Here is a 19,150-nt window from a genome sequence, read left to right as displayed (position 1 = left end):
CACATCGTCGACGGTGGGTGACGGGCCCTCGGCCGCGTGTGCCGAAGTGGTGGGGTGGTGACCGGGCCGGGGGTGGCCCGCACCACAGCCCTCACCCGTCGTGGCCCGCGCCGTCACCCGCTGTGCCCGGAATAGCCTCGGGCCATGAGCAACGAGAGCGATGCAGGGGCCGTCGGCGGCGCCGAGGAGCCTGTCGGGGAGCCCGGCGCGGCGACCGCGCCGGCCGGGTTCGAGCTGGGTACCGACGGGCCCGGGGTGATCCTGGCGGGCCTGGACGGCTCGGACTCGTCCTGGCGGGCCACCGCCTATGCGGCCGGCCTCGCCCGCCGGCAGAACGCGACCCTGGCCGTCGCGTACGTACAGCCCGTTCTCGGTGCGGCCACCGCGCTCGCGGGCGCGGCCGTCGAGGAGACCACCCGGGAGATCGCCGACGAACTGCTGGGCGCCCTGCGTGAGGCCGAAGACCGGCTGCGCGACGTCTGGCGGCTGGACTGGCGCTTCCTGACCGTCCGCGGCGATCCGTTCACCGGGCTGGCGCGGCTGGCGGACCAGCTGCGGGCGGACGCCGTCGTCGTCGGGGCCTCGGAGCAGGCCGGGCACCGGGTGATCGGCTCGGTGGCGGTGCGGCTGGTGAAGGCGGGGCGGTGGCCGGTGACGGTGGTTCCGTAGCGCATCCCGTCGGGGAGGGGGCGGAGCAGGGTGGGGGACGCCCCCCGGGAGGACGGAAGGGCTGCGTTGCCGGCCGGAAGCCGGGAACGCAGCCCTTCGCTCTACGGAGGAAGCGGGAAACGATCGGGAAAGCGGCGCAGGCCTGTCAGCCGAGGAGCGAGATGCTGTTGCCGCAGATGTTGAACTGCGCGTTGATCGGGATCTGGATCTGGTTTCCGGAGAGCACGCCCGGGGAGCCGGTGACGATGCCGCTGGCGGTGGCGCTGCCGGTGTTGATGCAGGTGGTCCCGCCCTGCGAGCCGTCGAGCAGCACGCTGTCGGCGAGCGCGGCGGCGGGGTTGCCGGCGACCACCGAGGCGGGGGCGCTGAACCCGGCGCTGTCGCAGTCGCCCGCGAACGCGGGGCCGGCGGAGAAGACGGCCAGCGCGGCGCTGAAGCCGGCGGCGATCAGGTACTTCCTGGTGTTGGTCATGCCGGAAGGAATAGCCAGGCGACACGCCTGACACGACACAATCCGCCCATACGACCACCCGAATGCAGTCCTGATCCGCCCCCGATGCAGGAGCCGCGCCACCCGGTCGGAGCAGCGCCGCCCCCGCCGGAGTGCGGACGGCCCACCCCCGGGGCCGTCGGCCGCCCGGCGATAGGGTTCGTGACCATGACGGACACCCGGACCGCCACCCCGACCGCGGCGTCGGCCGCCACCCCGACCGACACCGCCGCCACCCCGGCCACAGGCGTGGCCGCCACCGACGACACCGCCGCCACCCCGGCCACAGGCGTGGCCGCCACCGACGACACCGCCGCCACGACCTCCGGCAGCGACCTGCACCTCGAACTGCCCGCCACCGGCGGCCGACGCGCCGCGCTGATGGCCGCCCTGCGCGAGGCGATCCGCAGCGGCCGCCTCGCCCCCGGCACCCGGCTGCCGCCCTACCGCGCGCTCGCCGCCGACCTCGGCATCGCCCGCAACACCGCCGCCGACGCGTACGCGGAGCTGGTCGCCGAGGGCTGGCTCACCGCCCGGCAGGGCTCGGGCACCACCGTCGCCGACCGGGCCGAGCCCGTCGCCGCGAACCGGGCGCGCCGGGCGTCCCCGCCCCGGCGGCTCGCCCACGACCTCCGCCAGGGCCAGCCCGACGCCGCCTCCTTCCCGCGCACCGCCTGGCTGGCCGCCGGGCGCCGGGCGCTCACCGCCGCACCCAACGAGGCCTTCGGGCCCGGCGATCCGCAGGGGCGGCGCGAACTGCGGGCCGTCCTCGCCGACTACCTGGCCCGCGCCCGCGGAGTGCGCACCGACCCCGAACGGATCGTCGTCTGCTCCGGCTTCGCCCACGCGCTGCGGCTGCTGTTCGACGGCGCGGGCGCCGTGCTGCCCGCCCGCAAGCACGGTCCGCTGGCCGTGGAGGCGTACGGGCTGGCCTTCCACCGCGCGCTGCTGGCGAGGGCGGGGGTGACCACCGTGCCGCTGCCACTGGACGAGGACGGCGCGCAGGTCGGCGGGCTGGCCGCGCTGCCCGACGTCCGGACGGTGCTGCTCACCCCCGCCCACCAGTTCCCGACCGGGGGGCCGCTGCACGCGGCCCGGCGCGCGGCGGTGGTCGACTGGGCACGCGGGCGCGGCGGGCTGGTCCTGGAGGACGACTACGACGGCGAGTTCCGCTACGACCGGCAGCCGGTCGGCGCGGTGCAGGGGCTCGACCCGGAGCGGGTGGTCTACCTCGGCACCGCGAGCAAGAGCCTCACGCCCGCCCTCCGCCTCGCCTGGATGGTGCTGCCCGACCACCTGGTGGACCGGGTGCTGGCCGCCAAGGGCGAGCGCGAGGCCTGGGCGAGCACGCTCGATCAGCTGACGCTCGCCGAGTTCATCGACTCGGGCGGCTACGACCGGCACGTCCGCCGGATGCGCCGCCGCTACCGGGACCGCCGCGACCACCTCGTGGCCGCCCTCGCCGCGCGGGCGCCGCACATCGAGGTGTCCGGCATCGCGGCCGGCCTCCACGCGGTGCTCCGGCTCGCACCCGGCACCGAACGCTCGGTGCTCAAGGCGGCCGCGTACCGGGGGCTGGCCGTGGACGGGATGGCGGACTACCGGCACCCGCTGGCCGGGCAGGACGCGATGCCCGCGACGGACGGCCTGGTGGTCGGGTACGCCACGCCGCCGGACCACGCCTACCAGGCGGCCGTCGCCGCGCTCTGCGACATCCTGCCGTCGCCGGTCTGATCGCAGCCCGAGGGCCGAGCGCGGCTCCACACGGGCCGAGCGCGGCTCAACGGGGGCAGCGTGCGGCTCGACGGGCCGAGCGGGCTCGACCGGGGCGGGGTGCGGCCCGAAGGTAAGGGGGCGGGCCGAGGGTAAGGGGGCGGCCCCGCTGCGGGGAAGGCGCGGCGTAGGCAATGGCCCGCCGCGTCCGCTCCACTGTCATATGCCCGTACGGGCATGGGCGGAGACCGGCGCCGGCCGCGGCCGCGCCCCCTACGCTCCCTGGTCATGCGCAGAACACATGTGAGCCGCTTCGGAATTGCCGCGATCCTGGCCCTCGTCATCGGTCTGCTCCTCTCGGCCGCCCCCGCCCAGGCCGACACCCCGTTGCTCGTCGTCAGCTCCGACAGGGCGACGGCGACCCCGGGTTCATCGGTCACGCTCACGCTGACCCTGAGCAATCCGCACGACACCCCCGTGCAGTTCGTCTACCAGTCCATCCAGCCGACCTACGGCACCACCCAGATCGCCGGGCTGAAGTACGCGTTCTCCTCCTGCGGCGGCAATGTGAGCGGGTGCGACACCGGCGCCACCAGCGGGCTGGTCCACCACACCGTGCCCGTCGCGGCCGGTGGCAGCACCACCGTCACGCTCACCTACGACATCGCCGCCGACTCGGCCTGCGGCTCCGGCGCGCGGATCGACTTCTACACCTACATCTACGACGAGTACCAGGCCGGTGCGGCCTCCGACTCCGGCATCCTCGACGTCCCCGGCAACGAGGTCACCTGCTCCTGAGCCGCCCCGCAACCGGCAGTCCCGGACTCCCCGGGATGCCCCCGAACCCCCGTCAGGTGCCGGCCGCCCCCGTACCGGCACCTGACGGGCCGTCCAGGCGGAAGCGCGGAAGTGCGGAAGCGCGGGAACGGAGAAGCCCGGAAGCACGGACGTGCAGAAGCCCCGAAACACGGACGCGGGGACGCGGGATGCACGGACTGTCAGACCCGGATGGCAGGCTTGGGCCCATGGCCGAACCGCTGACCACCGACGCGCCCGAGCCCGGCACGCCGACCGGGACCACCACCGCGACCAGCCCCGATGGTGCCCTCCCGGACTGGAGCGCCGTACGTCCGGGCGAGACGCTGCCGACCGACCTCGGGCTTCCGATGCCCTTCGCCGTGTACGAGGCGATCCGCGCGCGGGCGGACGCCGACACCGCGCCGCTGGTCGACCGGCTGTTCCGGCCCTCCCTCGCACTCGATGCGGCGGCGGCCGGCCCGGAGGCCGGACGGCTCGGCGGACTGCCCGCGCTGCCGGAGGGTACCGAGTGGCCCGAGTTCGCCGGCCGGCCGATGCAGTTCCTCGCCGGGCTCGACTGCGGCGGGCTGGCGGAGGCCTTCCGCGCCACCGGCGACGGCGGTGACTGGCCGCTGCCCGAGGACGGCCTGCTCCTCTTCTTCCACGACGACTGGATCTCCGACTTCGGCGGCCGCGGCTGCCGTGTCCTGCACGTCCCCGCCGGCGCGCCGCCCCGGCCCGCGCCGGAGAGCGAGCTGAGCACGCCCGCCGTCGCGGCCGTCCCCGTCCGGGCCCGCTGGCAGCTCTCCGCTCCCTCCTACCAGGACCAGGAACTGGAGAACCTCTTCCCGGACGACTTCATGATCGCCCTCGACCTCGCGGCCGACTTCCGGGACCACCTGCCCCGCCCCGACGTGCGCGTACTGGGCTGGTGCGACACCGACACTGGCCGCCCCGCCGGACACCGGCCGCTGCTCCAGGTCGAGAACCAGGCCCTGGACGTGGAGTGGGGCGAGTGCGTGAACGTCTCGTTCTGGATCACCGACGAGGACTTGGCGGCCGGTCGCTTCGACCGGGTCCGGCACGGGTTCGAGGTGGCCTGAGCGGCGGCGCGAGCGCGTCCGGCGCGTCGCCACTAGGCTGCTGGGAGAGGCCGCGGCACCCGCTCGTGGCGGCCCGCGGCGGAGGCCGAGCGGCCCGGGGGAGGGGCCGGGGCGGAGCGGGCCGGAGCGGGCCGAGGTGAAGCGGTGAGCGCCGAAGCGGTGAGACGGACGTGGCACCAGAGGGATCGTCGGTACCGGTACCGGAGCAGCACGACGCGCCCGAACCCCCGGTGGCCGAGCTGCTGCGCACGTTCCGGGCCCACCCCGCCCAGCTGCCCGAAGTGCTCGCCGTGTTCGCCGTCCGCCACCGCGGTCCCCGTGCCGCCCGCCGGGTCGCCGCGCTGCGGGCCGCGCACCCGGACGCGCCGCAGGGCGAGCTGGTGGCGCGGTCCGTCCAGCACGCCCGGCGGGTGAGCCAGAGCGAGGGCGCATTCGTCGGCGGTCCGTTCCTGTGGCTGGTGCCGTTCGCGTTCTGCACCGCCCTGCTGGAGCAGGGGCAGCTGCTGCTCGAACTCGCGGCCCTGGCCGGCAGGGACCCGGCCGCGCCCGCGCGGGCCGCCGAGGTGCTGGTGCTCCAGGGCGCCCACCCGGACGTCGCCGCCGCCGAGCGCGCCCTCGCGGCCCCGCCGACCGCGGGGAGCGGACGCCGCCGCCGCGGGATCTGGTCGCTGATCTGGCGGATGGCCCGGCTGCTCGGGCTGACCAGCGAGGGCGTCGACCCGCCGCCTTCCCGTTGGCGGACGGCCGGCTCGTGGCTACTGGTGATGGTGGTCCTCCTGGTCGGCATGGTCGTTCCGCTGGTGTGGCTGCCGTATATGGCGGTCTCCTACGCGCGCGCCACCGACCGCGTCGGGGTCCGCGCCGTCGACTTCTACTTCGGTGGCGACCCGGCCGGCTGGGCCGAGCATCGCCGCGCGCGCACTGACCCCGGGATCGTCGCGGCGGGCGTCCGGGCGGGGGTGTCGCTGGTGCTCCCGGTGGCGGCCGTGGTCACCTTGCTGCTCGCCGACGTCCGAGTCGCCGGGAGCCGGTGGCCGGTCCTCACCGTCGTGCTGTTCGGCCTGTCCGGGCTGGTGGGCGCGCTCTGGTACCGGCGCCGCCGGCGTACGCGCAGAGGCTGAGCCCGGGGGCGTGCCGGTGGCGGCGGTGGGCGCGGGCCGGGCCGTGCCGGTGGCGGCGGTGGGCGCGGGCTCTGGTCGGACAGTCCGCCGTCCGCCGTCCCGGGCGTTGTCCGTTCGGGGATCGAACGCCTGTCCGCACGGTTGGTGTCTCCCCGGCCGGGCCCCCCATCCGGCCGCTGCTCCGTTCGGATGGATGGGATGGTTCCGGGCCGGGGGCGATTCGCATGCACAGGAATTCGGGGTTCCGCCTGGGGGCAGTTGACGGATTCCAACCGCCGCACGGTCGAGATTCACCCTATCGGGCGGCACTCGCTGTGCGTACGAGATCTGCCGGGTGGCGGTGATCTAGGGTTCCCGGTGGGCCGCCCGAGAGGGCGGAGAAGAGCGCGGATCATTCGCCAACGCCCCCACCATGACGCCTATCTGACGATCTGCCACGGCAGCTGCCGAGGCGGGTCGGCGTGACCTGACCAGATGAAGGAGAACCCTGCCGATGCCGGTGGACACCAGCCCGGAGACACAGCAGGTTCCGCAGCAGTCGAGCCTCACGACGGCCGCTGCCCGCAATCTCGCGACCACCACCAAGTCCGCGCCGCAGATGCAGGAGATCACCTCCCGCTGGCTGCTCAAGGTACTGCCCTGGGTGCAGGCCGCGGGTGGCGCCTACCGCGTCAACCGACGCCTCACCTACACCGTGGGCGACGGCCGCATCGAGTTCATCAAGACCGGTTCGGAGGTCCGGGTCATCCCGCGCGAGCTGGGTGAACTCGCCCTGCTGCGCGGCTTCGAGGACGACGACGTGCTGACCGCCCTGGCCGACCGCTGCGAGCAGCGGGACTTCGGTCCGGGTGAGGTGCTGGCCGAGCGCGGCGCGGCCGCCGACCGCATCTACCTGATCGCCCATGGCAAGATCAACCAGGTCGGCACCGGCAAGTACGGCGACGAGACCGTCGTCGGTGTCCTCGGCGACGGCGACCGTTTCGGCGAGCAGGCCGTGCTCGACTCCGACGCCGTCTGGGAGTACACCGCCAAGACCGCCACCGCCGGTACCGTGCTCTCCCTGCCCCGGCGGGAGTTCCAGGCGATCCTGGACGGCTCGACCGCCCTCCAGGACCACATCCGTGACTTCCTCGCGCTGCCGCTCCAGCGCCAGAACGAGCGCGGAGAGGCCGAGATCGCCATGTCGGCCGGCCACCGGGGCGAGTACGAGCTGCCCGGCGCCTTCGTGGACTACGAGCTGAAGCCGCGCGAGTACGAGCTGAGCGTCGCGCAGACCGTGCTGAAGGTCCACACCCGGGTCGCCGACCTCTACAACCAGCCGATGAACCAGACCGAGCACCAGCTCCGGCTGACCATCGAGGCGCTGCGCGAGCGCCAGGAGTTCGAGCTCATCAACAACCCGGAGTTCGGCCTGCTCAACAACGCCGACTTCGACCAGCGGATCCAGACCCACTCCGGCCCGCCCACCCCGGACGACCTGGACGAGCTGCTCAGCCGCCGCCGCGACCCGGACTACCTGCTCGCCCACCCGCGCGCCATCGCGGCGATCGGCCGTGAGCTGAACGCGCGCGGGCTCTACCCCCACCATGTCGACCTCGGCGGGCAGCAGGTGCCGGCCTGGCGCGGGGTGCCGATCCTGCCGTGCAGCAAGATCCCGATCACCAAGGAGAACACCAGCTCCATCCTGGTGATCCGGACCGGCGAGGACAACCAGGGCGTCATCGGCCTGCACCAGACCGGCATCCCGGACGAGTACCAGCCCAGCCTCTCGGTCCGGTTCATGGGCATCAGCGAGAAGGCGATCATCTCCTACCTGGTCAGCGCCTACTACTCGGCCGCGATCCTGGTGCCGGACGCGGTCGGCGTCCTGGAGAACGTCGAGATCGCGCACGGCCGCCACTGAGCGGTCCGCCGGGCCGTCGGCCACTGACGGCCGGACAGGACGCGGTCCGGCCGTAACCCGGCCCACCGGAAGATCGTTTCACCTGATGTCGGACGGCCCGCCCTTCGAGGCGGGCCGTCCGGTGTCGGCCCTCCCGGCGCCGGCCGATCCTCCCCGACGACGCTCCCGACGATGCGAGAGGTGCATGGAGCCCATGCTGAAGCGACAGCAGTCCCAGCGGCCACGACGGATACCGGTGGACGGGCAGCCGTGACCGCAGACCTGATCATCGTGAGCGGTGACGGCGGCGTCCTGCGCGGACGCCGGGTCCGGTTGGCCGGAGCGGCGGCCGGGGTCGCCGCGCTCTGTGCGCTGCTCAGCGGCGCGGCCGGAGCCCGCGCCCCCGAGCACCAGAGCGGGGGTAAACCCCACGGCCCGGTGGTCGAGACCTGTGTCGACACCGACACGGACGTCTCGGTGTCGGTCGGCAAGGGGGGCGTGGACGTCGAGGTCGACGTCGACGTGGAGGTCGGCGTGACGGTCGACCTCTCCGGGGTGCTGCACCACCCCAAGCCGCACCCATACCCGCACCCGCACCCGCATCCGCACCCCAAGCCCGGTCACCACCACCCGTGCCCGACACCCACCCCTACTCCTACGCCCACCCCCACTCCTACGCCCACCCCCACCGCAAGCCCGAAGCCGACACCGACGTCGACACCCGTTCCGACGTCGCCGCCCAGACCCACGCCGGCGCCGTCACCGCCGCCGGCCCCCGCTCCGGTAACGCCGGCCGCGCCCACCCCGACGCCGAGGCCCACCCCGCCGCCCGCGTCACCCCGGCCGACGCCGCCACCCGCGCCGAAGCCCACCGCGCAGCCGGTCGTCCCGCCCCCGGCGCCCGCACCCGAGCCGCCCGCGCCGACGGTCGCCCCCAGCCCGCCGGCCCCCAGCCCGGTGCGGCCCCAGCCCGTGGTCAAGCCCGTCCGGGTGCCGCTGGCCCCGCCGGTGCCCACGCCGCAGCGCCACCACGGCAGTTCGCCGACCAGGACGATGCTGCTGGTCACCGTGCCTGCCGTGCTCGCGGCGGCGGCCCTGCGCCCGCGCGGCGGCGGCCGGTCCGGTCGCGGTGGCTCCGGCCGTTCCTGACCGCGGCACGGGCGCCGACACCGCCCCGCGCCGAGCACGTCCCCCGGCGTGCGGCCGCTTCCTACGACGCGGCCGGACGGACGCCGGACCGACCGGCCGGTGAACCCGGCCGGAAAACCCCAGCCGAAGAAGGGAGTTCCCATGTCCGAGTGGTTAGCGCTGGCCATCGCCATGTCTGCGGCCTGCGTCGTCGTGGTGGCGGTGGTGCTGCTGAGGCACCGCCGGGCCCGCCAGGACGAGGACACCGACGAGACGCCCGACGTCATCGAGTACATGACGATGATGATCGGCGTGGTCTACGCGATCGTGCTCGGCCTCGCCATCGCAGGTGTCTGGGAGGCGCGCGGCGCCGCCCAGGACGACGTCCTGCGCGAGGCCCAGTCGCTCCACGAGGTGAGCGAGCGCGCCCAGGTCTACCCGGTCGAGTTCCGCGACAAGGTCCGGGCCGATGTGGACGCCTACGTCTCGTACGTGGTCGACGTCGAGTGGAAGTACATGCGGGACCACGGCGAGATCTCCGAGCAGGGCACCGCGCTGCTGGAGAAGCTGCGTACGGACGTCGCGACCCGCACGCCCGCGTCGGACCTGGAGGCCCAGGCCTATCAGCCGATCATGGACCGGATCGGCATCGCCGACGAGACCCGCAACGCCCGTGGCCAGAACGCCGGACCGACCATGCCGGGCGTGGTCTGGTTCGGCCTGATCGTCGGGGCCGTGGTGACGGTGGGCATGGTCTTCGCGCTCCAGATCCGGCGCTCGACCCGGGAGTTGCTGCTCGCGGGGGCGTTCAGCGCGCTGATCGCCTTCCTCCTCTTCCTGATCTGGGACTTCGACGATCCGTTCGGACGGAGCGTCTCGGTCACCACCCAGCCGTTCACCGACCTCTTCCCGACGCTCGGTGGCGGCCAGGACTGACCCGTCCGGGCCGGTCCGCTCGGATGCATCCTTCGATAATCTGATCGATCCGTCGGGGATCGATCCCGTCGGGTGTCTCCGAAGGGATCGTGAGCCGTGGCCTACCCGCCGCCGCACCAGCCTGCCCCCCATCCGCCGCGGCGCCCCGAGCGGGCGTGGTGGTGGCTGCCCGAGAAGGAGCGTCGGCGGCGGCAGTTGCAACGGCGGGAGTGGCTGGCGTACAAGCGGCAGAACCGCAGGAAGAAGGACCGCGACTGGTCGGACGCCTGCGACGCCTGTGACTGCTGTGACCTCGGCGATCCCTGCCTGATCGCGCTGGTCCCGGTGATGACGGTCGCGGGCGTCCGGTTCGCCCTCACCGGCGGCCGCGGCCCGCGCCGCGGTCACGCCGACCCGGCGGCGCCGGCGCCGGGCGGATTCGCGGCCGGCGTGCTGTACGGCGCGGTGCGGTACTACCGGACCGACATCAGCCCGAAGCGCCCGGCCTGCTGCCCGTACACGCCGACCTGCTCGACCTACGCCGTCCAGGCGCTGCACCGGCACGGTGCGGTGCGCGGGGCCCGGCTGACGGTCGGCCGCCTGCTCCGCTGCCGCCCGGGCGTGGCGCGCCGCGGCAACGGGGCCGACCCGGTGCCGGAGCGCTGACGCGGGACGGCTGACAGCGGAGCACTGACGGCGGAGGCGACCCGGGGGCCGCGCGGATCATCGTGATCCGCGCGGCCCCCGGCCGTATGTGACGAAGCGTCAGCGCTGGAAGAAGATCAACACGGATCCGGATAGCCTGCGGCCGAGAATCGCCGAGCGACCAGCAGCCCAACTCATCCTGAAAGGATCAGCAAGGCCGACCATGGCTGAGCCGGTTCCCTTCTCAACTGGCCTGCGCCTTGTCAGTACCGCCGACCCCGTTCGCGCAGCCGGCGGTTGCGCCTTGCTCGTCGTCGAACTTCCTCCTGACGCGCCCGCTCGGCTTGCGCACGGGCGCGCTCAGCTCCTGCATCCTTCCGCTTGGCTTCCGCACGGGCCCGTCGCCGGGCCTCAGCGTCCGGGGCCTCTGCGGCACGCGGGGTCTGGAAGTGCCTCTGCTCGTCGGAGCGCGGAGGAGGTGGCACGTCCGTCCTCCAGGTATGCCCGCCGGACTGCGGCGGTTCCTGCTCGGCTCGCGCGTACGGCCCAGGAGGAAGCGGTTCCGCCGGACTCCCGGCTGGGCCGCCGGCGATCCACCGGCGCAACGCGACGCAGGCGACCAGCGGCCCGACGACCAGCGAGAGCAGCCACAGCATGACGACCGTGGACCAGAGGGTGCCGTGGGGCCTGGGGCCTGGCAGAAGCGATCCCAGCAGCACCATCAGCACGAACAGCGCCAGCCAGGTAGCGACGACCACAGCCGCCGCCCGAGCGGCAGCCACCACATACCCCATAGGTCCCCCTCGTGGCAGTATCGGCATCGGATTGCGCCCACAACTGATCGCCTACCGTTGGTCATTACTCCTGACGCAGCAGCACACCCACCGTGTCTTACCCGCTCGCTAACAGGCTATCTGCGGTTCACGTTCGCCAAAAGAACAGGTTGACGCACAGAGCGGCATGGTGGCCCCAAAGGATCAGATGTCAGTGAACCCACGTACGGTCTGCCCATGGATGATCAGCGGTCGCATTCTTTCTCGACAGACGATGTCAGAACCTTGAAGCCGGTTCTGCGGTTCCCGGGGGGCCAGTAACGCGAGCGGGCGTACTCCTACGGTTGGGGGGCGGACATGAGCGAAATACCGACGCACGAGAAAGAAGACGTGGGACAGGCGTGGGGCCGTGTCACCAGCTGGCTCAGGCAGAACGCTCCCAGCGTTTTCGCTGGTCTGGGCGGCCCGGGCAGCCAGACGGCCATCAGCGATGCTGAAGAGCACATGGGGCTGAAGCTGCCGAGGGAGATGGTGCAGTGGCTTCTGGCCAACGACATCGATGGTGAGGAGCAACCCAACGCCGGCTCGTGCCTGGTGGCGCTGGGGTGTGAGGGAGTCATCCCGAACGGCGGTCTCCTGCTGGGACTCACAGATATTCAGCGTGTCTACCTGCACATGTGGGGCTTGGAGAAGAGGGAACCGTCCGCAGACCCCGAACGGCCATTCTGGCGCCGGGAGTGGGTACCGTTCGCCGCGGAGAGCGACGGCTTCTACGGCAGGTTCCTGGACACACGCACCGGAACCGTCGGTTCTTGGAGCGAGGAGCAGAACCCTGAGGAAGGACGCTTCGCCTCACTGGCCGACTTCTTCCACGATGCGGCGGACCACCTCGAAGGGGTGTCCTCAGAACATCCGAGGGGAACCGTCAGGGGCCCCGTGGGGGACAGCGGTGCGGAGGACGAGGCGATACGGCTATGGGCCCGAGCGAACGGCTACCTCGTCAATGACAAGGGACGTATCCCTGCCCCCATCCGAGAGGCGTACGAAGCCTCGCTGTGAGCACCGAGGCTGCCCCGTTGCTGACCAAGCCAGCGGCTCACACGCCGGTTGGCAGCCTGGTTGGCTCCTGAAGCCGTCAGTCCGCACCCTCCTCGCCATTGTCGGCACACCGGACGATGATCAACTTGAACTGTCCACATAAACTCCGACATGGCGTTCGGCCTGTACAAGACGGGGCGAACATGCGGGCCGCGACGCGGCCGGTGGGCGCCGGGGAAGACACGCCCTGCCGCATGGATGGTGGCCCGATACTCCCGGCCCCCGGCGCGCTCGGCCATGAAGGCCAGAGCGGCAACCGTCCCATGACCGCACGCAGGCAGTTCTCCCTCGGCGGTGAAGAAGCGGAGGGACACGACCGGACCGCCCCGTCGGCTGTCGTGCACCGACACGAAGACGGCATGCGACGTTCCCGTCAGAGCCGGCACACGACGGCGCTCATCGTCACTCAACGGCTCCTCGACCAGCACCGCGGTGGGACTACCGCCGTGGCCGTCGCGCAGACACGCGCGGACGATCGTGACGGGCAGACCGTATCTACTCATCGCAGTGCCGGGATCCTTGTGCCGGACCGGCGTCCGCTTCCTCCGCCCACCGCTGGCTCCACGCAAACAGCGGTTGGAGGGCGTCGACAAGGTCCCCACCGAGCTGGGTGAGGTGATATCCGTCCTCGCGCAGAGTGAGCAGGCGGACATCGGTCAGCTCGCCGAGCCGGGTACTGAGCACACTGGAGGACATGCGCTCGCACCGGCGCTGCAACTCGCGGAAACCGCCCGGGGCTTGACTCAGCTCCCACAGGATGCGCAGCGTCCAGCGCCGTCCCAGCAGATCGAGTGCGGCCATGACCGGGAGGCCCGACGTGGACCCCCGCACCGGTACGCCGGGCCGCGGTGTTCCGCCTCCCATGTTCCCCTCTCCTCCTTGCGCTTCGCTTCTCGAAGCAGCATAGTGATTCGAAAACAGAAGCACTGGCAACGGGAGTGTCGATGTCGCGATTAGCCCTGCTGGAACCGCCGTACGCCGACCAGGCCGGCGCGCTGCTCGCGCGCATGATGCCCGGGGACGTGCCGCCGATCGGGCTGTTCCGGATGTTCGCCGGGAACCTCCCGATGGCCGGCGCCATGCACGGATGGGGGCGCTATGAGCTGGGCCGACAACTCACCCTGACCATGAGGGAGCGCGAGATCGCCATCGACCGGACACGCGTGCTGTGCGGCTGCGAGTACGAGTGGGGCGTGCACCGAGTTCGGCGGGGGTCGAGCTCCCCGGTGCCGCAACCCTCGCTCACGTCAGAAGGCTGCGACTGTGAGAGCGCGGCTGCCACCCAAGCTGGGCAGCTGCACCCACTTCACCGGATGCACGAATTTCGCGTCTTCCCTGCCGGGGGCTCCCGATGAATGAAATCGATACGCAGGTCCGAGAGTCGGCGGTGGGAACCGCGCTGGCTGAGGACTGCGCCGGCGACGACGTCACCACGCTCTGGGCGGTGCCCGCCGACGCGCGTGCGCACGCGCGCATCCTGGCCCGACAGGACGGCGTGGTCGCCGGCCTCCCGCTTCTCGGTGAGTTCTACCGACAGCTCGGCCACGACGTCGAGGTGAGTGTGCGCCTAAAGGACGGAGAACGTGTTCAGGCGGGACAGAGCCTGGCGGAACTGACCGGACCGTCGCGCGCCATCCTCACCGGGGAGCGCACCGCATTGAACTTCCTGATCCGCCGGCGCCATCACCCACAGTGCGCCGGCGTTCGACCTCGGTCTGCTGCTGGCGCCGACGGCACCAGCGGGTGGCGGACACCCGGCGAGGTTCGGATGAGGCCGTGTCTCCTCCGGTGAACCAGGCCGGATCAGTACGTCCTCACAAATGCCCGGTGCTCTGTCGCCGGGATCGAGCAATCTGAGCGTCAATTCGCAGCCGGACATGTCCGGCCGAACACAGGAGGTTTCCATGGCCAAGGGCTACTGGGTCAGTGTCTACCGCGCCATTTCCGACCCTGAGAGGCTGACTGCCTACGACAAGCTGGCCGGTCCGGCTGTCCGGGCTGGGGGCGGGCGCCTCCTGTCCCGTGGCGGTCGAGTCGTCGCCCACGAGGCCGGAAACACGCAACGTGTCGTTCTGATCGAGTTCGACAGCTTCGAACAGGCCGTCGCGGCCTACGAGAGCGAGGCATACCAGAAGGCGCTGGTGGTCCTCTCCGACAGCGTCGAGCGCGACTTCCGCATCATCGAAGGCACCGACTGACCGACAGGCTCAGCCATCGCGGAGCATCCGTCACCTGATACGCCGGACAGAAGCAGGCCAACCAGAAGCCCGACCTGATCATCCCCACCGGCAAGCGCAAGGGACAGAACCCCTCGGTGGCGAGCATCTATCGGGCGCCCGCCGAACACACCAAACGCGAGGCGTACCCCGAAGCCGTCGAGCAGGCCCACGCCGACTTCGCCGACCTCCCCGCCCCAGACGTCCCCCGGCCCCGCCCGGACGCCGCGGTGCTCAGCAGCTCATGACCATGATCGTTCTCGCCGGGATCGCCTGTACCGCAACTGCTCACACCCGGACCACCGGTCCGTACGCATCGACGACATCACAGATCGGACTGGACCAATATTCGCCGTCAAGGACGTCCGCCCGCCGGATGGCCGGAAGCCGCCGCGCCGGTACGGTGGCGGACGGGGCGGCCCCGCCGGACGGACGGGCCCCACCGAACGGAGGACGAGCGATGGACAGCCGGGACTGGGACGAGCGCTACGCCGCGAGCGAGCTGGTCTGGGGAGCGGAACCCAACCGCTGGGTGGTCCGCGAGATCACCGGGCTCGCCCCCGGCCGGGCCCTGGACCTCGCCGCCGGGGAGGGCCGCAACAGCATCTGGCTGGCCCGCCAGGGCTGGCAGGTCACCGGCCTCGACTTCTCCGCCGTCGCCCTCGAACGCGCCGGGCGGCTCGCCGCCGGACTCCCCGGGGAGGTCGCCGCCCGGCTCACCTGGCGCCACGGCGACGCCCGCACCCTCCCGGCCCCGCCCGCAGGCTACGACCTCGTCGTGGTCGCCTACCTCCAGCTCCCCGCCGACGACCGCCGGACCGCGCTGCGCCGAGCCGCCGCCGCGCTCGCCCCCGGCGGCACCCTGCTGGTGGTCGGCCACGACACCACCAACCTCACCGAGGGGGTCGGCGGCCCCCGGGACCCGCGCGTCCTCTTCACTCCGGACGACATCCTCGCCGACCTCGCCGACTCCGGCCTGCGCACCGTCCGTGCCGAGCGTGTCCGCCGCCCGGTCGCCGCGGAGGCCGGCCACCGCCACCCCGCCGAGGACGGCTCGGTCCGGGCCGAGGCGATCGACGCGCTGGTACGGCTGGAGCGGGCCGGCTGACGGGGGGCTGCCGCAGGGCAGGGTGCTCTCGGGAGAGTGGTGTCGATCCTCGGGATCTCTGCTCCGTGCTCGGATGATGTGGTGTTGATCGTAGGAGTGGGGTACCTGGTCTTCTGGGAACGAATGCCGCGCGCGCGGATGGAACGTCGGCCCAGGGAATCTCTACAGTGCTGTAGATTCGAGGCGCGCACGGCGGAGGAACGAGGAGGGCACGATGAGCGTTTCGCTGGCCAAGGGTCAGAAGCTGAGCCTGGAGAAGCCGGGCGGGGGTCGGCTGGGTCTGGTGCGGATGGGCCTCGGCTGGCGCGCCGCGCAGAAGAAGGGGTTCTTCGCCAAGCTGCTGGCCTCGCAGGAGATCGACCTGGACGCCTCGGCGGTGCTGTTCGCCGAGGGCAAGCCGGTGGACGTGGTCTTCTTCCAGCACCTGCAGAGCAACGACGGTTCGGTGCGGCACAGCGGGGACAACCTGACCGGCGGCGCCGGTGACGCCACCGACGACGAGTCGATCACCGTGGACCTCTCCCGGGTGCCGGCCGAGGTCGACCAGATCGTCTTCACCGTCAACTCCTTCACCGGGCAGACCTTCCAGGAGGTCGAGAACGCCTTCTGCCGGCTGGTCGACGAGCAGACCGGCGCCGAGCTCGCCCGCTACACGCTCACCGGCGGCGGCCCGTACACCGCGCAGATCATGGCCAAGGTGCAGCGCACGGCGGGTGGTTGGCAGATGGCCGCGATCGGCCAGCCGGCCAGTGGCCGGACCTTCCAGGACCTGATGCCGGAGCTCGTCAAGCACCTCTGACCCCACCCTTTCGGCTGGCCCCGGCGGCCGGCCTCCGGAAGCAGCGGGGCCCGTCCGATCTCCCCCCGGACGGGCCCCGCACCCGTAGCGCCCTGTCCGCCCGCGGGCAGGGACGATCACACCGCCCCGCCTGGCCGGGGTCGGAGCCGCCGACCCCGGCCGTCGGGGTCAGTGCGCCGAGGGCGAGGGTGCGGCCGAGGGGGAGAGGGCGGCGGAGGGGGTGGCGGTCGCGCTCGCGCTCGCCGACGGGGTTGAGGTCGGGGCAGGGCAGCCGGGAGCGGTGGGCGTGGCCGTCGCGGTGGCGGTGGCCGAGGGGGATGCCGTCGCGCTCGGCGTGGCCGTGCCCGTGGCGGTGGGGACGGGGCAGGTGGTCGGCGTCGCGGTCGGTGTGCCGCTGGGGGTGGTGCTGGGCGTGCCGCCGGGAGTCGTGCTCGGTGTCCCGGTGGGCGTCGCCGTCGGCGTGGGAGTCGCGGTGGGCGTGGTGGTGGGCTTCGCGGTGGGCGTGGCGCTCGAGGTCGGGCCCGGCGTCGGACCGGTCGTCGGTCCCGCGGTGGCCGAGGGGGAGGGCTGCGAGGTGGGCGTCGCCGTCCCGGACGGTGCGGCGGACGGCGTGCCCGAGGCCGTGGCCGACGGGACCGGCGTGGTGGGCGCCGTGGGCGGGAGGGGGGCCGTCGGCACGGTCGCCGGAGCCGGGCGGTCCGGGGTGGTGGCCGGGGTTCCGGTGCCGAAGTGGGCCATCCAGTCCTTGACGGTCCGCAGGTACTCGCCCGAGTTGTTGTAGCCGAGGACCGCCCGGTCGAGCTGGGCCGGGTCGGAAAGGTCGCGGCCGCCCGCGCAGAGGTAGCGGCCGGCGCCCTCGGCGGCGTCGAAGACGTTGTTCGGGTCGGCCTGGCCGTCGCCGTTGGCGTCGACGCCCCAGGTGGCCCAGGTGGAGGGGATGAACTGCATCGGCCCGACGGCCCGGTCCCAGACGCGGTCGCCGTCGTGCCGGCCGCCGTCGGTGTCGGGGATCGCGGCGAAGCCCTTGCCGTCGAGCACCGGGCCGAGGATCGGCCGGTACGTCGTCCCGGCGGCGTCGACCGCGCCGCGGCCGGCCTGGCCGGACTCGACCTCGCCGATCGCGGCCAGCAGCTGCCACGGCAGGTGGCAGCCGGGCGAGCGCTGGGCGAGGGCCGTCTCGGCCTTGCGGTAGGCGGCGAAGACCGTCTCCGGCAGGGCGGGCCCGGTGCGGAACGGTCCGGCGGACGGCCCTTCCGGCAGGGAGACGGGCGGCTGCGGCAGCGGGCTGGTGCCACCGCCGTCGACGGGGAGGCCGCCGCCGGTCGTGTTGGCGAGCGTCGGCTGTGCGGTGCCGGGGAGCGCGGCGCCGGGCAGGGTGGTGGAGGCGGAGACGGCGGTGACCGGCTCGCCGCCGGCGGTGGCCGTGCCTGCCGCCGCGACGGGCACGAGCCCGAGGCCGGTCACCTGAGAACCGGTCAGCGCCGCCAGCGCGGTGAACGCCGCGGCCGTCCCGGTGACGCGCTTGCCCAGTCGCAGCCGGCGCCCCGGGCGCCCCGTGCCGCCGTGTCCAGCGTTGCCCAGCCCTGCCCTCATACCGTGCCCCTCCCCTGACCGTCCGGACCCTCGGGGAACGGACGGGCTGTCACCATCGTGCCTGCCCGTGCATGACAGTTCGCATTGCCGCAATGATTAGTATCACGACGATCTGACGCGGCCCGGGTGAGCGGAGGGCGTCCTGGGCGCCACCGTTCGGTGAACGCGCAGGTGGTGAGGGGGTCGGTCGGCGAGCGGGAGTCAGAGTTCGATCAGCATCCCGTCCTCGGCGACGGCCGCGCCCGCCGCCGCCAGCGCCCGGGCGAGGGCCTCGGTGCCGGGGGAGCCCGGGCGGGCCAGCGGGTTGGTGTTGTTGAGGTGGGTATAGAGGTAGCGCGGTCCGGGCCGGCGGGCCAGGTGGGGGAGCGAGTCCCGGACGGCCAGGTGGCCCATGCCCCGGGAGGAGCGCGAACCGCCGGTGTGCCCGGCGAGTTCGTCGTCGGTGCTGAAGGTGCCGTCCAGGATCACCACGTCCGCGCCGGCCACCGCCCGGTCCATCGCCGGCGTCCACTCGGCGAGCCCGGGCGCGTAGACGGCGCCGGCCCGGCCGTCGGCGTCGGTGAACCGGAAGCCGCAGACCCAGTCCGCCCGGCCCTCCCAGCCCTCGCCGGGGAGGTCGGCCGTGTAGCGGGGCCGCTTGCCGCCGAGCGCCAGCGGCTCGGCGCGCAGGCCACCCGCCAGCTCCACCGTGCGGCCCGGGGTGAGGGTGTGCCAGCCGGCCTTGGTGTACGGGGCGAGCAGAGGTCCGGCCGGGAAGGCCGAGTGGAGCGCGTAGCGGACCGGCAGGGTGGCGTGCACGGTCAGTTCGGCGGCCTCGCGCAGGGTCAACAGGCCGAGCGTGTGGTCGAGTTCTCCGCTGGTGAGCAGGACGCCGCGCAGCGGGGTGTCCCGGGTGCCGCGGGCGGGGGCGAGTTCGGGGGCGGCGAGCAGTTGGCCGCGCAGGTCGGGCGAGGCGTTGACCAGGTACCAGGCGGCGCCGTCGGCGCTGATCGCCAGGCAGTCCTGGCTGCGGGCGGCGCCGGTGCGGCGCGCGGTGGCGCAGCCCGCGCAGCCGCAGTTCCACTGGGGCAGTCCGCCGCCGGCGGCCGTGCCGAGGATC

General features: G+C 73.1%; 21 protein-coding genes. 16 read left to right on the top strand and 5 right to left on the bottom strand.

Translation table 11 applies throughout. From position 1 onward, the window contains the following. Positions 1-144 precede the first annotated feature (144 nt). Positions 145-669, top strand: coding sequence for a universal stress protein (locus ACZ3YO_RS30645; RefSeq protein WP_465575735.1), 525 nt, complete (start codon positions 145-147; stop codon positions 667-669). Between the two features lie 145 nt (positions 670-814). Here the strand turns inward: ACZ3YO_RS30645 and ACZ3YO_RS30640 are convergent, their stop codons facing one another. Then, positions 815-1,141 carry a chaplin gene (locus tag ACZ3YO_RS30640; protein WP_465575733.1) on the bottom strand — a complete coding sequence of 109 codons (327 nt, stop codon included), beginning with the start codon at positions 1,139-1,141 and terminating at the stop codon, positions 815-817. Positions 1,142-1,327: 186 nt separating this feature from the next. On the opposite strand from ACZ3YO_RS30640, the gene pdxR reads away from it, so the two are divergent. From pdxR to ACZ3YO_RS30595, 9 genes are all read left to right on the top strand, one after another. Further along, on the top strand, positions 1,328-2,893 hold the full coding sequence (gene pdxR / locus ACZ3YO_RS30635) for a MocR-like pyridoxine biosynthesis transcription factor PdxR (protein WP_465575730.1): 1,566 nt from the start codon (positions 1,328-1,330) through the stop codon (positions 2,891-2,893). 267 nt (positions 2,894-3,160) lie between these two features. After that, positions 3,161-3,670 carry a hypothetical protein gene (locus ACZ3YO_RS30630; protein ID WP_465575727.1) on the top strand — a complete coding sequence of 170 codons (510 nt, stop codon included), beginning with the start codon at positions 3,161-3,163 and terminating at the stop codon, positions 3,668-3,670. A 227-nt stretch (positions 3,671-3,897) separates the two neighbouring features. Beyond that, complete coding sequence (locus tag ACZ3YO_RS30625) at positions 3,898-4,773, top strand: DUF1963 domain-containing protein (protein WP_465575725.1); 876 nt, start codon at positions 3,898-3,900, stop codon at positions 4,771-4,773. A gap of 170 nt (positions 4,774-4,943) precedes the next feature. Beyond that, the gene (locus ACZ3YO_RS30620; RefSeq protein WP_465575724.1) at positions 4,944-5,894 is read left to right on the top strand and encodes a hypothetical protein; all 951 of its coding nucleotides are present in this window, start codon (positions 4,944-4,946) and stop codon (positions 5,892-5,894) included. A gap of 493 nt (positions 5,895-6,387) precedes the next feature. Continuing rightward, entirely contained in the window at positions 6,388-7,797 is a 1,410-nt protein-coding gene (locus ACZ3YO_RS30615) for a family 2B encapsulin nanocompartment shell protein (protein WP_465575723.1), read from the top strand. Positions 7,798-8,046: 249 nt separating this feature from the next. Beyond that, positions 8,047-8,925: a hypothetical protein gene (locus tag ACZ3YO_RS30610; protein WP_465575721.1), complete on the top strand. Its 879-nt coding sequence runs from the start codon at positions 8,047-8,049 to the stop codon at positions 8,923-8,925. Positions 8,926-9,066: 141 nt separating this feature from the next. After that, positions 9,067-9,840, top strand: coding sequence for a bestrophin-like domain (locus ACZ3YO_RS30605; protein WP_465547228.1), 774 nt, complete (start codon positions 9,067-9,069; stop codon positions 9,838-9,840). Between the two features lie 96 nt (positions 9,841-9,936). Beyond that, positions 9,937-10,485 (top strand): membrane protein insertion efficiency factor YidD, encoded by a 549-nt coding sequence (yidD, locus tag ACZ3YO_RS30600; RefSeq protein ID WP_465575718.1) that lies wholly within the window; start codon positions 9,937-9,939, stop codon positions 10,483-10,485. Positions 10,486-11,594: 1,109 nt separating this feature from the next. Next, on the top strand, positions 11,595-12,296 hold the full coding sequence (locus ACZ3YO_RS30595) for an Lsr2 family DNA-binding protein (protein WP_465575715.1): 702 nt from the start codon (positions 11,595-11,597) through the stop codon (positions 12,294-12,296). Here ACZ3YO_RS30595 and ACZ3YO_RS30590 read toward each other — a convergent pair. Both ACZ3YO_RS30590 and ACZ3YO_RS30585 read right to left on the bottom strand, forming a co-directional pair. Next, positions 12,230-12,838 carry a PhzF family phenazine biosynthesis protein gene (locus ACZ3YO_RS30590; RefSeq protein WP_465575712.1) on the bottom strand — a complete coding sequence of 203 codons (609 nt, stop codon included), beginning with the start codon at positions 12,836-12,838 and terminating at the stop codon, positions 12,230-12,232. The two genes, ACZ3YO_RS30595 and ACZ3YO_RS30590, sit on opposite strands and share 67 nt — an antisense overlap. Then, a complete protein-coding gene (locus ACZ3YO_RS30585) occupies positions 12,831-13,199 on the bottom strand; it encodes a winged helix-turn-helix transcriptional regulator (protein WP_465575709.1) in 369 nt (122 codons plus the stop codon). Before ACZ3YO_RS30585 ends, ACZ3YO_RS30590 begins: the two co-directional genes overlap by 8 nt. Positions 13,200-13,279: 80 nt before the next feature. Here ACZ3YO_RS30585 and ACZ3YO_RS30580 point away from each other — a divergent pair, with 80 nt between their 5' ends. From ACZ3YO_RS30580 to ACZ3YO_RS30555, 6 genes are all read left to right on the top strand, one after another. Continuing rightward, positions 13,280-13,690, top strand: a complete 411-nt coding sequence (locus tag ACZ3YO_RS30580; RefSeq protein WP_465575707.1) for a hypothetical protein — start codon at positions 13,280-13,282, stop codon at positions 13,688-13,690. Beyond that, entirely contained in the window at positions 13,687-14,127 is a 441-nt protein-coding gene (locus tag ACZ3YO_RS30575) for a nicotinate-nucleotide diphosphorylase (RefSeq protein WP_465575704.1), read from the top strand. Before ACZ3YO_RS30580 ends, ACZ3YO_RS30575 begins: the two co-directional genes overlap by 4 nt. Positions 14,128-14,239: 112 nt before the next feature. After that, positions 14,240-14,533: a DUF1330 domain-containing protein gene (locus tag ACZ3YO_RS30570; RefSeq protein WP_465575701.1), complete on the top strand. Its 294-nt coding sequence runs from the start codon at positions 14,240-14,242 to the stop codon at positions 14,531-14,533. Between the two features lie 116 nt (positions 14,534-14,649). After that, on the top strand, positions 14,650-14,799 hold the full coding sequence (locus ACZ3YO_RS30565; RefSeq protein WP_465575699.1) for a hypothetical protein: 150 nt from the start codon (positions 14,650-14,652) through the stop codon (positions 14,797-14,799). Positions 14,800-15,011: 212 nt separating this feature from the next. Beyond that, a complete protein-coding gene (locus ACZ3YO_RS30560; RefSeq protein ID WP_465575696.1) occupies positions 15,012-15,659 on the top strand; it encodes a class I SAM-dependent methyltransferase in 648 nt (215 codons plus the stop codon). A gap of 214 nt (positions 15,660-15,873) precedes the next feature. After that, entirely contained in the window at positions 15,874-16,458 is a 585-nt protein-coding gene (locus ACZ3YO_RS30555; protein ID WP_465547220.1) for a TerD family protein, read from the top strand. A gap of 168 nt (positions 16,459-16,626) precedes the next feature. Here the strand turns inward: ACZ3YO_RS30555 and ACZ3YO_RS30550 are convergent, their stop codons facing one another. Both ACZ3YO_RS30550 and pqqB read right to left on the bottom strand, forming a co-directional pair. Then, a complete protein-coding gene (locus ACZ3YO_RS30550; RefSeq protein WP_465575692.1) occupies positions 16,627-18,051 on the bottom strand; it encodes a lytic transglycosylase domain-containing protein in 1,425 nt (474 codons plus the stop codon). 201 nt (positions 18,052-18,252) lie between these two features. Next, entirely contained in the window at positions 18,253-19,149 is an 897-nt protein-coding gene (pqqB, locus tag ACZ3YO_RS30545) for a pyrroloquinoline quinone biosynthesis protein PqqB (protein WP_465575752.1), read from the bottom strand. Position 19,150: the final 1 nt, after the last annotated feature.

The organism is Kitasatospora sp. NPDC022785, from assembly GCF_055561295.1.
Note: the sequence above shows the minus strand (reverse complement) of the source record. Positions and strands in the feature narration are given on the sequence as shown.

Coding starts and splice junctions, on each gene's coding strand:
- ACZ3YO_RS30645 (WP_465575735.1), top strand. CDS start 145: ATGAGCAACGAGAGCGATGCAGGGGCCGTCGGCGGCGCCGAGGAGCCT.
- ACZ3YO_RS30640 (WP_465575733.1), bottom strand. CDS start 1,141: ATGACCAACACCAGGAAGTACCTGATCGCCGCCGGCTTCAGCGCCGCG.
- pdxR (WP_465575730.1), top strand. CDS start 1,328: ATGACGGACACCCGGACCGCCACCCCGACCGCGGCGTCGGCCGCCACC.
- ACZ3YO_RS30630 (WP_465575727.1), top strand. CDS start 3,161: ATGCGCAGAACACATGTGAGCCGCTTCGGAATTGCCGCGATCCTGGCC.
- ACZ3YO_RS30625 (WP_465575725.1), top strand. CDS start 3,898: ATGGCCGAACCGCTGACCACCGACGCGCCCGAGCCCGGCACGCCGACC.
- ACZ3YO_RS30615 (WP_465575723.1), top strand. CDS start 6,388: ATGCCGGTGGACACCAGCCCGGAGACACAGCAGGTTCCGCAGCAGTCG.
- ACZ3YO_RS30605 (WP_465547228.1), top strand. CDS start 9,067: ATGTCCGAGTGGTTAGCGCTGGCCATCGCCATGTCTGCGGCCTGCGTC.
- ACZ3YO_RS30595 (WP_465575715.1), top strand. CDS start 11,595: ATGAGCGAAATACCGACGCACGAGAAAGAAGACGTGGGACAGGCGTGG.
- ACZ3YO_RS30590 (WP_465575712.1), bottom strand. CDS start 12,838: ATGAGTAGATACGGTCTGCCCGTCACGATCGTCCGCGCGTGTCTGCGC.
- ACZ3YO_RS30585 (WP_465575709.1), bottom strand. CDS start 13,199: ATGGGAGGCGGAACACCGCGGCCCGGCGTACCGGTGCGGGGGTCCACG.
- ACZ3YO_RS30580 (WP_465575707.1), top strand. CDS start 13,280: ATGTCGCGATTAGCCCTGCTGGAACCGCCGTACGCCGACCAGGCCGGC.
- ACZ3YO_RS30575 (WP_465575704.1), top strand. CDS start 13,687: ATGAATGAAATCGATACGCAGGTCCGAGAGTCGGCGGTGGGAACCGCG.
- ACZ3YO_RS30570 (WP_465575701.1), top strand. CDS start 14,240: ATGGCCAAGGGCTACTGGGTCAGTGTCTACCGCGCCATTTCCGACCCT.
- ACZ3YO_RS30560 (WP_465575696.1), top strand. CDS start 15,012: ATGGACAGCCGGGACTGGGACGAGCGCTACGCCGCGAGCGAGCTGGTC.
- ACZ3YO_RS30555 (WP_465547220.1), top strand. CDS start 15,874: ATGAGCGTTTCGCTGGCCAAGGGTCAGAAGCTGAGCCTGGAGAAGCCG.
- ACZ3YO_RS30550 (WP_465575692.1), bottom strand. CDS start 18,051: ATGAGGGCAGGGCTGGGCAACGCTGGACACGGCGGCACGGGGCGCCCG.